This is a genomic window from Actinomadura sp. 9N407 (assembly GCF_044326315.1).
Lineage (GTDB): Bacteria > Actinomycetota > Actinomycetes > Streptosporangiales > Streptosporangiaceae > Spirillospora.
In genome coordinates this window covers 19,349-34,517 of sequence record NZ_JBIRAW010000053.1, presented here as the reverse complement: position 1 = coordinate 34,517, position 15,169 = coordinate 19,349, and the positions used below count along the sequence as shown (strand labels likewise).

The following is a 15,169-nucleotide window of genomic DNA, read 5'->3' as shown; positions in this document are numbered from 1 at the left end:
GTCAGCGTCCATCGTCCAGCAGGCTTGCTCGTCCAGCAGTGTCATTCGTGTAGCAGTGTCATTCGTGTAGCAAGGCCGCTCGTGTAGCAGGGCCACTCGTTCAGCCGCGTCCATCGTTCAACAGGGTCCATCGTGCAGCAGGGTCACTCGGTCGGCAGCAGGACGAGGTCGTCGCGGTGGATGATCTCGCGCTCGTACTCGGGGCCCAGCTCGCGGGCCAGCCACCGGGTGGAGCGGCCCATCAGGTTGGGGATCTCGCTCGCGTCGTAGTTCACCAGGCCGCGCGCCACCACATGGCCGTCCGTACCGCACAGGTCGACGGGGTCGCCGGCCGCGAAGTCGCCCTGGACGCCGGTGATCCCGGCGGGCAGCAGCGACTTGCGGCGCCGTACCACCGCCTCGACCGCGCCCGGGTCCAGCATCACCCGGCCCTGGCCGGTGGTGGCGTGCGCCAGCCACAGCTGCCGGGTGGACGGCCGCCGGCCGCCGGACGGGTGGAAGTAGGTGCCCACGGAGTCGCCGGCCAGCGCGTGCGCGGCGGACGCGGCGTTGGTCAGGACCACCGGGATACCGGCGATCCGGGCCGCCTCCACCTTGGTGATCATGCCGCCGGTCCCGACCCGCCCGGAGCCGCCCAGCTCGACCCCCGCCAGATCGGACGGGCCGTGCACGTCCTCGATCCGGCGGGCGCCCGGCCGGCTCGGGTCGCCGGTGTAGAGCGCGTCGACGTCCGACAGCAGTACCAGCGCGTCGGCCCGGGTCAGATGCGCCACCAGCGCGGCCAGCCGGTCGTTGTCGCCGAACCTGATCTCGTCGGTGGCGACGGTGTCGTTCTCGTTCACGATCGGGACGATGCCGAGGGCCAGCAGCTGGCCCAGAGCGCGCGCGGCGTTGCGGTGGTGGACCCGGCGGATCATGTCGTCGGCGGTGAGCAGCACCTGGCCCACGGTCAGCCCGTACCGGGCGAACGAGGAGGTGTAGCGCGCCACCAGCAGCCCCTGGCCGACGCTGGCGGCGGCCTGCTGGGTGGCCAGATCGTTCGGGCGGCGGGTCAGGCCCAGCGGGCCGAGACCGGCGGCGATCGCCCCGGAGGACACGAAGACCACCTCGATGCCGGCCGCGCGGCGGGCCGCCAGCACGTCCACCAGCGCGTCGATCCGGTCGGCGTCGATCGTGCCGCGCGGGCCGGTCAGCGACGACGAGCCCGCCTTGACCACGATCCGGCGCGCGGCCGCGATCTCCGGGCGCGCGGCGGCGGCCACGGCCGTCCCGGCGGCCGCCGCGGCGCGTGTGCTCTGGCTCATCGCAGGCTCTCGCTCATCACAGGTTCGACTGGGAACGGCTCAACGCAGGCCGTCGAGGCGGCGGTCGGTACCGCGCGGGCCGGGTGCGGCCTGGCCCGCGATCACCTCCGGCTCCCAGTCGAAGACGACCGACTCCTCATCGGTGCCGATCATGACCGTGGCGCCGCGGTCGGCGCCGGCCTTGGCCAGCGCCTCCTCCACGCCGAGCCGGGCCAGCCGGTCGGCGAGGTAGCCGACGGCCTCCTCGTTGGCGAAGTCGGTCTGCCGCAGCCAGCGCACCGGCTTGTCACCCGTGATCAGGTACGTGTTGTCGCCCGCCGCGCGGACCTCGAACTCGGCCTTGCCGCCGACCGGCGTGGGCCGGATGACCAGGCGGGTGGGCTCGGCCACGGGCAGCGAGGCGCGGTGCTCCAGCACCATCTCCGACATCGCGAACGTCAGCTCGCGCAGGCCCGCGTGGCTGGCGGCCGACACCTCGAACACCCGCAGCCCGCGCGCCTCGAACTCGGGCCGTACCATCTCGGCCAGCTCGCGGGCGTCCGGGACGTCCACCTTGTTCAGGACGACGATCCGGGGGCGGTCCGACAGCGGCCGGTCGCCCAGCACCTGGTCGTACGCCTGGAGCTCGCGCTCGATCACCTCGAAGTCGCTGACCGGGTCGCGGCCGGGCTCGGGCGTGGCGCAGTCGAGCACGTGCGCGAGCGTGGAGGAGCGCTCGATGTGCCGCAGGAACTCCAGGCCGAGGCCGCGGCCCTCGCTGGCGCCCTCGATCAGGCCGGGCACGTCGGCGACCGTGAACGTCTCGTCGCCCGCGCTCACCACCCCGAGGTTGGGCACCAGCGTGGTGAACGGATAGGCGGCGATCTTGGGCTTGGCCGCCGACAGCGCCGCGATCAGCGAGGACTTTCCCGCGCTGGGGAAGCCCACCAGCGCCACGTCCGCGACGCTCTTGAGCTCCAGCACGACGTCCTGGGCGTCGCCCGGCTCGCCCAGCAGCGCGAAGCCGGGGGCCTTGCGCTTGGCGGTGGCCAGCGCGGCGTTGCCCAGACCGCCCTTGCCGCCCTGCGCGATCACGAAGCGGGTGCCCTCCCCCACGAGGTCGGCGAGGGTCTCTCCGGCGGCGTCCTTGACGACCGTCCCGTCCGGTACGGGCAGCACCACGTCGCCGCCGTCGCCGCCGGTACGGTGCCCGCCCTGGCCCGGCTTGCCGTTGCCGGCCTTGCGGTGCGGGCGGCGGTGGTAGTCCAGCAGGCTGGCGGCGTTGGAGTCGACCTCCAGGATCACGTCCCCGCCGCGCCCGCCGTTGGCCCCGTCGGGGCCGCCCAGCGGCTTGAACTTCTCCCGATGGATCGAGGCGCAGCCGTTCCCGCCGTTACCGGCGGCTACGTGCAGCACCACCCGGTCCACGAACTGCGCACCGGATCCGGCTCCTGCGGCCACGATCTCTCCTTCATTCCGAACACGAACAGGGGCGGACCGAACGGTCCGCCCCTGTGTCAACGTCTGCGACCGGCGGTATTACTCCGCCGGCGGGACGATGCTCACCGCGTTGCGCCCGCGGTACCGGCCGAACTCGACCTTCCCCGCGATCAGCGCGAACAGCGTGTCATCGCCGCCACGGCCCATGTTGAGGCCGGGGTGGAAGTGGGTACCGCGCTGCCGGACGATGATCTCGCCGGCGTTGACGGTCTGGCCGCCGAAACGCTTGACCCCAAGGCGCTGAGCGTTGGAGTCACGACCGTTACGGCTGGACGATGCGCCCTTCTTATGTGCCATATCCGCCTGCTCCTCTACTTCCCGCTCTTGATACCGGTGATCTTGACCTCGGTGTACGGCTGACGGTGACCCATCCGCCGCTTGTAACCGGTCTTGTTCCGGTAGTGCATGATGTTGATCTTGGGGCCCTTGACGGCACCGAGGATCTCGGCCGTCACCTCGTACTTGGTGAGCTCGGCGGCGGCGCTGACGACATCGTCGCCGTCCACCACGAGAAGGGCCGGGAACGTGACCGTCGAACCGGTCTCGCCCGACAGCTTGTCGACGGTGAGCACGTCGTCGACGGCCACCTTCTCTTGCCTGCCGCCTGCGCGGACAATCGCGTACACCGCGGAAACCCTTCGTCTGCGCGCGCTTCCGGGCCTAACCGGTCCCGCGCGTGGTCTTCACCAGCCCCCGGACGGGGGCCTACCCCCGGCCGAGGCCGGAGGCGGCACACCAGGAAGTCTCGCCTGGCGCTCTCTGCCGAGTCCTTACCGATCGGCGGCCGATCGGCGAGGTACGCACCGAATTGACGCGAGTGGTGCATGTCAATGTGGTGCATGTCGAGATGGCGTGGAGTACACGCCGAGTCTCCAGGTTACCGGACGCCCGGAGCGGAACGCGAACCTGTGCCGCGTACCGGGCGCCCGGTCACCGACGATCACTCCGTGGCGTCTCCCGAGGCGGCCTTGGCACGGGGACGGCGCGTGCGGCGCCGCCGGCCGTTGCTCGACGCGCCGGACTCGTCGTCCGGCTCGTCCGCCGCGTCGACGTCCTCGATCGGCTCCACCGGCTCCGACTCCAGCGTCGCGGGTCCGGTGCCGGCGGTCTCGGCGGCGGCCTCGGCGGCCTCCACCGCGGCCTGCGGCTCGGCCTCCTGGACGTCCTCGGCACCGGCGTCACCGTTCGTGACGGCGGCCTCGGCCTGGACCGGCTCGGCCGGCTCCGCTCCGGCCGGCCCGGTCTCGGGCTGCCCGGCGTCGGCCGGCGCGTCCTCGTCCGGCTCGGGCGGCGGGCCCGCGGCGCGCTTGGCGGGACGCGAGGACGCCCGGGCGCGGGCCGGCTTGGCCGGCTCCCGCTTGGCCCCGCTCTCCTTGGCCGGAGCCTCCTTGGCCTCCTTGGCCGGAGCCTCCGCGGCCTGCTCGGACGCGGCGACCTCGGACGCGGCGGCCTCCTGGCCGGCCAGCTTCTCCTCGACCGCCTTCTCCACCTCGCCCTTGCGCTTGCGGCGGCGGCTCGCCGCCGTGGTCGCGCTCTTGTCGCTCTTGTCGCTCTTGAGGTCGACCGGCGACAGGTGGACGTGGATGCCCCGCCCGTTGCACGACTCGCAGGTCTCCGAGAACGCCTCGACGAGGCCCTGGCCGACCCGCTTGCGGGTCATCTGGACCAGGCCCAGCGAGGTGACCTCGGCGACCTGGTGCTTGGTACGGTCCCGCGACAGGCACTCCACCAGCCGGCGCAGCACCAGGTCGCGGTTGCTCTCCAGCACCATGTCGATGAAGTCGATCACCACGATGCCGCCGATGTCGCGCAGCCGCAACTGGCGCACGATCTCCTCGGCCGCCTCCAGGTTGTTGCGGGTGACGGTCTCCTCGAGGTTGCCGCCCTGCCCGGTGAACTTGCCGGTGTTGACGTCGACGACCGTCATCGCCTCGGTACGGTCGATCACCAGCGAGCCGCCGCTGGGCAGCCAGACCTTGCGGTCCAGCGCCTTGGCGATCTGCTCGTCGATCCGGTACGCCGTCAGCACGTCCTGGGCCTCGGTCCAGCGCTCCACCCGGTCGCCCAGGTGCGGCGCCACGTACTCCACGTACTCCGAGACCGTGTCCCAGGCCTCGGGCCCGGCCACGACCAGCTTGGTGAAGTCCTCGTTGAAGATGTCGCGCACGACCCGGATGGTCAGGTCGGGCTCCCCGTACAGCAGGGACGGCGCGCCGGCGTTCTTGACCTGGGCCTGGATGTTGTCCCACTGGGCGGCCAGCCGCGACACGTCGCGGGCCAGCTCCTCCTCGGTGGCGCCCTCGGCGGCGGTCCGCACGATCACGCCGGCGTTCTCCGGCATGACCCGCTTGAGGATCTGCTTGAGCCGGCTGCGCTCCTTGTCGGGCAGCTTGCGGCTGATCCCGGTCATCGAGCCGTCCGGCACGTACACCAGGTAGCGGCCGGGCAGCGAGACCTGGCTGGTCAGCCGGGCGCCCTTGTGGCCCACCGGGTCCTTGGTGACCTGCACCAGCACCGACTGGCCGGACCTGAGCGCCGACTCGATCCGGCGCGGCTGGCCCTCCAGCCCGGCGACGTCCCAGTTGACCTCGCCGGCGTACAGCACGGCGTTGCGGCCCTTGCCGATGTCGACGAACGCGGCCTCCATCGAGGGCAGCACGTTCTGGACCTTGCCCAGGTAGACGTTGCCCACGTACGACTGGTGGGTGGCGCGGTTGACGTAGTGCTCGACCAGGACGTCGTCCTCGAGCACCGCGATCTGGGTGCGGTCGCCCTCCTGGCGGACCACCATGACCCGCTCGACCGCCTCGCGGCGGGCCAGGAACTCGGCCTCGGTGATCACCGGCGGGCGGCGGCGGCCCTGCTCGCGGCCCTCGCGGCGGCGCTGCTTCTTGGCCTCCAGGCGGGTGGAGCCCCGGACGGACTGGACCTCGTCCTCGACGGCGCGGGAGTCGCGCACGTGCACGACGGTGTTGGGCGGGTCGTCGGCGATCGTGCCGCCATCGCCGTCACCGGTGCCGGAGCGGCGGCGGCGGCGCCTGCGGCGGCGGCTGGTCGCGCCGTTCTCGCCGTTGTCCTCGTCCTCGTCCTCGTCGGCCGCCTCGGCCTCGGCCCTGGCGTCCTTGGCCTTGGCCTCGGCGCGGGTCCGGCTCGCCTTGGTGCCCTTGGCGGCCCGGCCGGCCTTCTCCGCCTTCTCGGCGGGCTTCTCCTGCTTCTCGGCCTTCTCGGCGGGCTTCTCGGGCTCGTCGCCCTCGGCCTCGTCGGCGGCCTCGTCGCCGTCGTCGCGTCCGGTACGGCCACGCCCGCGGCCGCCCCGGCGGCGGCGCCGGCGGGAGGGGCGGTCGCCGGACTCGTCGTCCTCGTCGCGCTCATCCCGCTCGTCGCGCTCGTCGCGCTCTTCCTCGCGGTCCTCGTCACCGTGCTCGTCGCCGTGCTCGTCACGGTGCTCATCGCGGTGCTCGTCACGGCCGGCGGGCCTGGCCTGCTCCGGCTCGGCGGGCTTCTCGGCGGGCTTCCGCGGCTCGTCCTTGGGACGGGCCGGGGTCTGCGCGGCCGGCTCAGGGGCCTGGAACACCACCATCGGCGGCTGGAACGCCACGCCGGGCACGCCACCGGTCACGGCATCGGTCTCGGGGGCCTGCTCGCCTCCCGGGGCCTCCGGGACGGGCGGCACCACCGGAACGGGCGGGACCGCCGCGGCGGCACGGCGGCCGCGGGTACGCGTGCGGGCCGGCTTCTCGGCAGGGGCCTCGGTCTCCCCTTCGGCGGCGGCGCCGTCGGCGGTCTCGCCGGTGGCCTCCGCGGCGGCAGGGGCTGCGGCGGGCGCCTCGGGCTCGGGCTCGGGTGCCTTGGCGGCCCTGGTCGCGCGGGTCGTACGGGTCCGCGTGGCCTTCTTCGGCGGCGCGGCCTCCTCGGCCTGCTCCTCCGTGGCCGGCGCGCTCTCCTGCGCCGGCTCCTGGACCGCGGCCTGGGCGGCCGGCGGCTCGGCGCCGGCCTTCTCTACCGTCTTCGCGGCGGCCGGCGGAGGCGGCGGGGGCGTGTCGTCGACCTCGGGCGGCGGGCCGGCCGGGCGGCTGGCCCGGCGGCGCGGCGCCCCTGCGGTCCCTTCGGTGCCGGCACCGCCCGTGGGGGCGCCGTCCTGGTCGTTGTCGGTGCCTTCGGCCATGGCCGAGTCGGCTTCGTTCTCAAGCATGCGGGCAATCTCCCGTCAGGCTCCCGGGCGCGACCTCGTTCCGCCCCCCGGGGCGGATCGGTGCGGTGCGCCGCACGGGAACTCTCCGTCAGTCGTCGGTGCCGTCACCACCAGGCCACAGGTGTGGCCCGGCCGCGACGACGAAGTCGTCGGGGGCGCGCCCGTCGTTCCCTGGGAACCGGTTCCGTGTCACCACGGCTTCGGCCTTACGGACGGGCGCCGGCGACATCCACGCCCGCGGCCGCTTCGGTCTGCGTCAGCGCAGGACCGCGCGCCGTCGCGGCGTCGTCGCCGGACGGCCGTTCGGCCTCCCTGCCGGGGACGAAGCCCCGGTCGGGTTCGAGCGGATCCGTGAGCTCACCGGTTTCCGCGTCCAGGGGCCCCTGCGCCAGCCTGGTCACCAAAGGCGGTGACGGCGGCGCGAGGTCGGCGACCTGGCGCAGTCCGGTGAGGATGTCGTCGGGTCGTACGGCCGGTGTGGTATGCCGTACAACCATTCGAAGTATTGCACAAGGGGCATCCGCCGCCCCCGCGGCGCGCCGGTCGGGCTCCCCTGGGCTCTCGGCCCGGAGGGTGCTGACCGCGGCGCGCACGTCGAAACGGCGGCGTCCCTTTTTGGTGAGGCGTTCCACCTCGATCGTTGCGGCGTCCAGGAAGGCGGCCACGGCCGCGGCGGCGTCGGTCTCATCGACGCCGTCCATCCGTATCCGCCACTCGGAAGCCGCGAGCCGGTCCGCCAGCGCGCTGGTCTTGGCCTGGCCGGCGGCCACGACATCGACGATGTCGAGCCCGTCCGGCAGCGCGCCGTCGAGATCGGCCCGTACCCGCGCAGGGTCGCGGGTCTCGGTGAGCGCGATCTCCAGGTATTCGGCCTCACTGGCCACACCGGTCGCCGCCGCACCCGCATAAGAGATCTTGGGGTGCGGACTGAATCCCGCGCTGAACGCGACAGGAATCCCGGCACGCCGTACGGCGCGTTCCACGGCCCGGGAAATGTCGCGGTGGCTCGTGAACCGCAGCCTGCCGCGCTTCGCGTAGCGAACGCGGAGGCGCTGGGTCACGGGGGCCGGCGCGGGGCCCTCCGGCATGGGAGCCAGGGCTTCTATCCTCTCTTACTCGTGCCGAGTGCGAAAAAGGTCTCTCTATAGAGTACGGGGCGCCGGGGGCGGTCGCGCCCGGCGGCCGGGCCGTGACGCTCCGGCCGCCCCCGTCCGACCTGGCTACACGACCGACAGGGGCAGGAGTTTCTTGCCCGTCGGGCCGATCTGGATCTCGGTGCCCATGGTGGGGCAGACGCCGCAGTCGAAGCAGGGCGTCCAGCGGCAGTCCTCGACCTCGGTGCCGTCCACGGCCTCCTGCCAGTCCTGCCAGAGCCACTCGCGGTCGAGACCCGCGTCCAGGTGGTCCCAGGGCAGGACCTCGACCTCGTCGCGCTCGCGGACGGTGTACCAGTCCAGGTCGACCGTCTCGCCGGCGAAGGCCTTGCCGGCACTGGCCATCCAGCGCTCGTAGGAGAAGTGCTCGCTCCAGCCGTCGAACCGGGCACCGTCCTCCCAGGCCGCCCGGATGACCTTGCCGACCCGGCGGTCGCCGCGCGACAGCAGCCCCTCGATGATCGAGGGCCGGCCGTCGTGGTAGCGCAGGCCGATGGCGCGGCCGTACTCCTTGTCGCCGCGCAGCGCGTCCTTGAGCGCGAACAGGCGCCGGTCGACGGTCTCCCAGTCGCACTGGGCGGCCCACTGGAACGGGGTGTGCGGCTTGGGCACGAACCCGCCGATGGACACCGTGCAGCGGATGTCGCGGCGCCCGGTGGCGTCCCGGCCCGCCTGGATGACGCGCTTGGCCATGCCGGCGATGGCCATGACGTCCTCGTCCTCCTCGGTCGGCAGCCCGCACATGAAGTAGAGCTTGACCTGGCGCCAGCCGTTCTCGTACGCGGTGGTCACGGTACGGATCAGGTCGTCCTCGGAGACCATCTTGTTGATGACCCTGCGCATCCGCTCGGAGCCGCCCTCGGGCGCGAACGTCAGCCCGGAGCGGCGGCCGCCGCGGGAGAACTCGTTGGCCAGCGTGATGTTGAAGGCGTCGACCCGGGTGGAGGGCAGCGACAGCGAGGTGTTGGTGCCCTCGTAGCGGTCGGCCAGGCCCTTGGCCACGTCGCCGATCTCGCTGTGGTCGGCGCTGGACAGGCTGAGCAGCCCGACCTCCTCGAACCCCGACTCCTTCAGGCCGGTCTCGACCATGTCGCCGATCGTGGTGATCGAGCGTTCCCGGACCGGCCGGGTGATCATGCCGGCCTGGCAGAACCGGCAGCCCCGGGTGCAGCCCCGGAAGATCTCCACGCTGAACCGCTCGTGCACGGTCTCGGCCAGCGGCACCAGCGGCTTCTTCGGGTACGGCCACTGGTCCAGGTCCATGACCGTGTGCTTGTCGACCCGCCACGGCACGCCGGGCCGGTTGGGCGCCACCCGCTGGATCCGGCCGTCGGGCAGGTAGGTGACGTCGAAGAACTTGGGCACGTACACACCGCCGGACGCGGCCAGCCGCATCAGCAGGCCGTCGCGGCCCTCGGGCCGGCCCTCGGCCTTCCACTCCCGGATCACCTCGGTGATCGCCAGCGCGATCTCCTCGCCGTCGCCGAGCACGGCGGCGTCCAGGAAGTCGGCGATCGGCTCGGGATTGAACGCGGCGTGCCCACCGGCCAGCACGATCGGGTGGTCCTCGCCGCGGTCGGCGGCCTCCAGCGGGATCCCCGCCAGGTCCAGTGCGGTCAGCAGGTTGGTGTAGCCGAGCTCGGTGGAGAACGACACGCCCAGCACGTCGAACGCGGCGACCGGGCGGTGCGCGTCCACGGTGAACTGCGGGATGCCGTGCTCCCGCATGATCGCCTCGAGGTCGGGCCAGACGCTGTAGGTGCGCTCGGCGAGCACGCCCTCGCGCTCGTTGAGGATCTCGTACAGGATCTGCACGCCCTGGTTGGGCAGCCCGACCTCGTAGGCGTCGGGGTACATCAGCGCCCACCGGACGTCGGTCGCGTCCCAGTCCTTGAGCTGGGAGTTGAGCTCGCCGCCGACGTACTGAATCGGCTTCTGCACGCTCGGGAGCAGCGGCTCCAGTCGCGGGAAGATCGACTCGACAGGCATGCAAGGTCCTCCGATGGCATGGACGGGAAAGCATGGACGTAATCAGGGCACGGACGGGGTGAATCCCCCAGCGTACCGCCGGGCGGGAGAGGCGGCGGCGCCGCGAACGGCGCGCGGTCAGTCGAACGGGCGGCGCCTCAGATGGACGGCCTGGAGCAGCCCCAGCGCGATCATGTTGGCGAACGTGGCGGACCCGCCGTAGGACACGAACGGCAGCGGCAGCCCGGTGATCGGCATGATCCCCAGCGTCATCCCGATGTTCTGGAACGACTGGAAGGCCAGCCAGCACACGATGCCGGAGGCGACCAGGGTGCCGAACAGGTCGGCGGCCTGGGTCGCGATCCGCAGCCCGCGCCACAGCACCACGCCCAGCAGCAGGACGATCAGGACGCCGCCGAGGAAGCCGAGCTCCTCACCGGCGACGGTGAAGATGAAGTCGGTCTGCTGCTCGGGGACGAAGTGGCCGCCGGTCTGCTCCCCGTTGAACAGGCCCTTGCCGGTCACCCCGCCGGAGCCGACCGCGATCCGGGCCTGCTGGGCGTTGTAGCCGGCGCCGCGCGGGTCGGCGGAGGGGTCCATGAACGCGGTGAAGCGGGCGATCTGGTACGGCTTGAGCAGGCCGAAGAACCACACCGCGAAGATCGTCACCAGCCCGGCGCCGACCAGCCCGCCCAGCCAGCGCTTCTGCGCGCCGGAGACGGCCAGCATGCCCAGCACCACGGCGATGAACACCAGCGTGGTGCCGAGGTCGGGCTGCATCATGATCAGCGCCGCCGGGACGCCGGCCAGCACCAGCGCCAGCAGCATGTCCCGGCCGCCGGGGCCGACCTCGCCGTCCCGCGGCTCGCCGAGGATCATCGCCAGCAGCACCACCAGGCCGACCTTGGCGAACTCCGAGGGCTGCAGCTGGAAGCCGCCGCCGAGCACGATCCACGAGTGCGAGCCGTTGATCGTCTGGCCCAGCGGGGTCAGCACCGCGATCAGGCCGGCGCACGACAGCCCGTACAGGATCGGCGCGTACGCGCGCAGCAGCCGGTAGTCGAGCAGGGCCACCAGGCCGCCGACGCCGAACGCCAGCAGGACGTTGAGGACGTGCCGCTTGAGGAAGCCCTCGGGGTCCTCGCCCCGCTCGGTGAGCAGCTGGAAGGTGGCCGAGCGGACCAGCAGGGCGCCGATCAGCGACAGCGCCAGCACGGTGAGGACCAGGACCCAGTCGAGGCGGCTCAGCGTGGCCAGCAGCCGCCGGCGGCGGCCGTGGTCGCCGTAGCCGCCGAGCGAGCCGACCCCGGCCCCGCCCCCATCGCCCATCATGGCGCGGTGCCCTCCCGGCGTGCCTGCGGCGGCTGCGGGAGCTCCGAGGGCAGCTTGCCGTCCTTGAGCGCGGGCTCCTTGCCCTTGGCCCCGTAGATCGCCTCGTAGATCTCGCGTACGGCGGGGGCCGCGGTGGACGCGCCGGTACCGCCCTGGGAGACCATGGCGACCACCGCGAACTGCGGCTTGTCGGCCGGGGCGTACGAGGCGAACCAGGACGAGTCGCCCTTGCCCCAGACCTCGGCCGTTCCGGTCTTGCCGGCCACCGTGACGCGTTTGAAGTCGAAGCCGGCGAAGGCGCCGCCCGCCGTGCCCTTCTTGGGTACCTCGGCCAGCGCCTTGCGCATGTACTTGAGCACCTTGGACTCCACCGGCAGCTTCTCCAGCTCGGGTGTCGGGATGCGCCGTACGACGCTGCCATCGGGGTTCACCACCGCGAGCCCCACCCGGGGAACGACGAGCTTGCCGCCGTTGGCCAGCGCCGCGTACGCCCGGGTCAGCTGGAGCGGGGTGACCAGGATGTCGCCCTGGCCGACGGAGAAGTTGGCCGCGTCGCCGGCACGCCACATGTAGCCCTCGGCGCAGTTCTCGCCGGCGACGGCCTTGAGGTACGCGGCGCGCGCGGGATCGGTCTTGGCGACCTCCGGGTAGCCCTGCTTGGCGCCCTTGCAGTCGGCCTTCTTGGTGGCGTTCCAGTAGTCGCGCTTCCACTCCCGGCCGGGAATGCGGCCCGGGGTCTCGCTGGGCAGGTCGATGCCGCTGCGGCTGCCGAAGCCCCATTGGCGGGCCATCGCGACCATCGGGTCCTTGGGGTTCTGCCGGGGCTTGGTGCCGCCGTCGCGCTGCCACTGCTCGTAGGCGAACTTGTAGAAGATCGTGTCGCAGGAGACGACCAGCGCCTTGTGCAGGTCGACGGGGCCGTGCGCGGTGCTCTCGTAGTTGGTGAACGCGCGGCTGCCGACGTTGTACGACCCGGGGCACGGGTAGACGCCGTTCAGCGCGTAGCCGTCGGCGACCGCCGCCGCCACCGAGGAGATCTTGAACGTGGAGCCCGGCGCGAACTGGCCCGAGATGGCCCGGGAGATCAGCGGCTCGCCGCGCTTCTTGCCGAGCAGCGCGTCGTAGTCGTCCTGGGAGATCCCGCCGGTCCAGATGGAGGGGTCGTAGGTGGGGCGGCTGGCCAGCGCGACGATCCGCCCGGTGTTGACGTCCATCACCACGGCCGCGCCCGCGTCGGCCTTCTCGCCGCGCGTCCTGGCCGCCTTCATCGCCTTGTCCAGGGCCTGCTCGGCGGCGCCCTGGACCTTGGCGTCGATGCTGGTGACCAGCGACGCGCCGGGCACGGCCGGCTCCTCGGAGGCGGTGCCGGTGACCCGGCCCTGGCTGTCGACCAGGACGCGGCGCAGTCCGGGCTCGCCGCGCAGGTCGGCGTCGTAGATCGCCTCCAGCCCGTCCCGCCCGATCAGGTCGACGCCGCTGTAGCCGGTGACCTTGAGGCCCTTGCGCTCGTCGAGCTCCTTCTGCGTGATCGGCTGGAGGTAGCCGAGCGCCTGGACGGCGGCGGCGCCCTCGGGCTTGGGGTACTCCCGTACGGCCTGGACGGCCGCGGTCACGCCGGGGAACTCCTCCTGCCGCTCCATGATCTGGAGCGCGCGCTTGGGATCGACCCGGTCGTCCACGGGGATGGGCTGGTACGGGGAACCGGGCCAGCAGGGCCGCTTGATGCCGGGGCCGCAGAGCCGGATCCGCTTGGACAGCTCGTCGTAGGAGGTGCCGAGGACGCCGGCCAGCCGGGTCAGCACCGCCCGGCCCCGGTCGTCCTGCCGCGACAGCGTGGTGCGGTCGACCGACACGACCAGCGCGGTGCGGTTGCGCACCAGCGCACGCCCCGAGCTGTCCAGGATCGAGCCGCGGACGGCGGGCACGACGATGTCGCGGGTACGGTTCTGCGCCGCGATCTGCCGGTAGTGGGCGCCGTCGAGGACCTGCATCGTCCACAGCCGGCCCATCAGGACCAGCAGCAGCGCCCCGACCAGGACGTACAGGACCACGAGCCGGAAGTGCGTGCGCGGATTCACAGCCCCGACCCCCGGCCCGACATGGCGCGGTAGCGGGCGGGCGGCACCGAGAGGCCGTCGCGGGATCGTTCGGAGCGTTCGTGCCTGCCGGTGACCTTGAGGACCGCCCACACCACGAACGGGCTGGCGATCACGTCGTACAGCACCTGCAGCGGCACCATCCGCGACACCAGGCCCCAGCTGGAGCGGGGATCGCCGAGCATCATGCCGGTCACCGCGTACAGGACCGTACCGGCCAGCGCACCGGCGGCGACCGCCAGGAACGGCACCAGCGTCTGCCGGTCCATCTCGGCCGCCGCCAGCCCGCACACGGCACCGATCAGGCAGTAGACCAGCGCGTAGCGGCCGATGGTGTGGTCGGCGGGCGGGATGATGTCGGCGGCCAGCCCGGCGGCGAACCCGGCCACCATGCCGGTCAGCGAGCCCGACACCAGTGCCAGCGCCACCACGGCCAGCAGCACCAGGTCGGGTGTGATCTGCCCGGGCAGCGGCAGCCGGTTGGCCACCGACACCTGCAGGATCAGCGCCACCACGAGGACGGCGCCGGTCACCAGGTTGCGGCCGGCCGGTGACGTCTCGGGTGCGTTCAGCACGTCATTCCCCCGAAGTCGGCTTGGTGGTGGTCGGGCGCGGCGATCCGCTCGGCCGGTCGCCCGGCTTGTCGCTGGGCTTCGTGCTCGGCGTCGCGCTGGGGGTGGGCGTGGGGGACGGCGTGGGCTTGGGCGGCAGGACGGCGTCGCGCGGGTCGGCCTTGGGCGGCGCGACCACGACGGCGACCACGTCCAGGGTGGTGAAGCTCGCGAACGGGCGGACGTAGGCGGTCCTGGTCAGGCCGCCGACCGGACGGTCGATCCGCTCGACGACACCGATCGGGACGCCCGGGACGTACGGCCGCTCGCCCTGGGAGCCGAGCGTGACCAGCCGCTGCCCGATCCGCATCGGGGCGTTGGCGTTGAGCAGCTGGAACCGCAGCGGCGTGGTGCCGCCACCGCCGAAGCCGCGGCGGCCCCGGCCCTGCACGATCCCGATCTCCTTGGAGTCCTCCAGCCGGCTGCCGACCGAGGACGTGACGTCGGTGGCCAGCAGCACCGTGGCGGTGGCCGGGCCGACCCGTGTCACCCGGCCGACCAGGCCGTCACCGCTCATCACGGTCATGTCCGGCCGGACGCCGCTGCGGCTGCCGACGTCCAGCGTGACGGTGTCCTCGAAGCCCTGGCCCGCGGAGATCACCTGAGCCGCGACGATCTTGTAGCCGCCCATTCCGGCGGTGCCGAGCAGCCGCTCCAGCTGGGCGGCCCTGGCCTGGTCGAGCCCGCGCGAGCGCAGCTGCTCGCGCAGCTTCTGGTTCTCGCGTTCGAGCCGGTCGGCGCGGCGGCGCTCGCCGGGCGCGTCGGTGACCGCGTCGAAGCTGTTGCCGATCGGCCGTACCACCGCCGCCGACACCCGCTCGACCGGACCGAAGATCGCGGCGCCGAAGCCGCGCAGCCCGCGCAGCGGCGAGTCGGCGCCGCCCCGGTAGTCGACCGTGATCAGCATGAGCGACACGACGAGCAGCACGCCGAAGACCACGCGCGTCCGCCGGGTGTCCTTCACCCACCGACCTCCCGATTCGTCTGCTGTGGGTGGGGGGTCAGTGCCTTCCCTGAGGGTGGTCTCCCAGAC

The 15,169-nt window shown here is 72.7% G+C and carries 11 protein-coding genes; all 11 read right to left on the bottom strand.

Going from position 1 to position 15,169, the window contains the following annotated elements; all coding sequences use genetic code 11:
- Nucleotides 1-143 precede the first annotated feature (143 nt).
- The 11 genes from proB to mreC all read right to left on the bottom strand — a co-directional run bounded on the left by proB (nucleotide 144) and on the right by mreC (nucleotide 15,100).
- Entirely contained in the window at nucleotides 144-1,304 is a 1,161-nt protein-coding gene (gene proB / locus ACH34Q_RS44970) for a glutamate 5-kinase (RefSeq protein ID WP_395989385.1), read from the bottom strand.
- 39 nt (nucleotides 1,305-1,343) lie between these two features.
- Nucleotides 1,344-2,744 carry a GTPase ObgE gene (gene obgE / locus ACH34Q_RS44965; RefSeq protein ID WP_395989384.1) on the bottom strand — a complete coding sequence of 467 codons (1,401 nt, stop codon included), beginning with the start codon at nucleotides 2,742-2,744 and terminating at the stop codon, nucleotides 1,344-1,346.
- Between the two features lie 78 nt (nucleotides 2,745-2,822).
- Nucleotides 2,823-3,080 carry a 50S ribosomal protein L27 gene (rpmA, locus tag ACH34Q_RS44960; protein ID WP_395989383.1) on the bottom strand — a complete coding sequence of 86 codons (258 nt, stop codon included), beginning with the start codon at nucleotides 3,078-3,080 and terminating at the stop codon, nucleotides 2,823-2,825.
- A gap of 14 nt (nucleotides 3,081-3,094) precedes the next feature.
- Nucleotides 3,095-3,409 carry a 50S ribosomal protein L21 gene (gene rplU / locus ACH34Q_RS44955; RefSeq protein WP_395989382.1) on the bottom strand — a complete coding sequence of 105 codons (315 nt, stop codon included), beginning with the start codon at nucleotides 3,407-3,409 and terminating at the stop codon, nucleotides 3,095-3,097.
- Nucleotides 3,410-3,723: 314 nt separating this feature from the next.
- Nucleotides 3,724-6,975, bottom strand: a complete 3,252-nt coding sequence (locus ACH34Q_RS44950) for a ribonuclease E/G (RefSeq protein ID WP_395989381.1) — start codon at nucleotides 6,973-6,975, stop codon at nucleotides 3,724-3,726.
- Between the two features lie 206 nt (nucleotides 6,976-7,181).
- Nucleotides 7,182-8,063, bottom strand: a complete 882-nt coding sequence (locus tag ACH34Q_RS44945; protein WP_395989380.1) for a TIGR03936 family radical SAM-associated protein — start codon at nucleotides 8,061-8,063, stop codon at nucleotides 7,182-7,184.
- 132 nt (nucleotides 8,064-8,195) lie between these two features.
- The gene (locus tag ACH34Q_RS44940; RefSeq protein WP_395989379.1) at nucleotides 8,196-10,118 is read right to left on the bottom strand and encodes a TIGR03960 family B12-binding radical SAM protein; all 1,923 of its coding nucleotides are present in this window, start codon (nucleotides 10,116-10,118) and stop codon (nucleotides 8,196-8,198) included.
- Between the two features lie 117 nt (nucleotides 10,119-10,235).
- Nucleotides 10,236-11,429: a rod shape-determining protein RodA gene (gene rodA / locus ACH34Q_RS44935; protein WP_395989378.1), complete on the bottom strand. Its 1,194-nt coding sequence runs from the start codon at nucleotides 11,427-11,429 to the stop codon at nucleotides 10,236-10,238.
- Nucleotides 11,426-13,507 (bottom strand): penicillin-binding protein 2, encoded by a 2,082-nt coding sequence (gene mrdA, locus ACH34Q_RS44930; RefSeq protein ID WP_395989377.1) that lies wholly within the window; start codon nucleotides 13,505-13,507, stop codon nucleotides 11,426-11,428. The genes rodA and mrdA overlap by 4 nt, the downstream gene beginning before the upstream one ends.
- Nucleotides 13,504-14,100 carry a rod shape-determining protein MreD gene (gene mreD, locus ACH34Q_RS44925; RefSeq protein ID WP_395989376.1) on the bottom strand — a complete coding sequence of 199 codons (597 nt, stop codon included), beginning with the start codon at nucleotides 14,098-14,100 and terminating at the stop codon, nucleotides 13,504-13,506. Before mreD ends, mrdA begins: the two co-directional genes overlap by 4 nt.
- A gap of 1 nt (nucleotide 14,101) precedes the next feature.
- Nucleotides 14,102-15,100, bottom strand: a complete 999-nt coding sequence (gene mreC / locus ACH34Q_RS44920; protein ID WP_395989375.1) for a rod shape-determining protein MreC — start codon at nucleotides 15,098-15,100, stop codon at nucleotides 14,102-14,104.
- Nucleotides 15,101-15,169 lie beyond the last annotated feature (69 nt).

Coding starts and splice junctions, on each gene's coding strand:
- proB (WP_395989385.1), bottom strand. CDS start 1,304: ATGAGCCAGAGCACACGCGCCGCGGCGGCCGCCGGGACGGCCGTGGCC.
- ACH34Q_RS44945 (WP_395989380.1), bottom strand. CDS start 8,063: ATGCCGGAGGGCCCCGCGCCGGCCCCCGTGACCCAGCGCCTCCGCGTT.
- rpmA (WP_395989383.1), bottom strand. CDS start 3,080: ATGGCACATAAGAAGGGCGCATCGTCCAGCCGTAACGGTCGTGACTCC.
- rodA (WP_395989378.1), bottom strand. CDS start 11,429: ATGATGGGCGATGGGGGCGGGGCCGGGGTCGGCTCGCTCGGCGGCTAC.
- ACH34Q_RS44940 (WP_395989379.1), bottom strand. CDS start 10,118: ATGCCTGTCGAGTCGATCTTCCCGCGACTGGAGCCGCTGCTCCCGAGC.
- ACH34Q_RS44950 (WP_395989381.1), bottom strand. CDS start 6,975: ATGCTTGAGAACGAAGCCGACTCGGCCATGGCCGAAGGCACCGACAAC.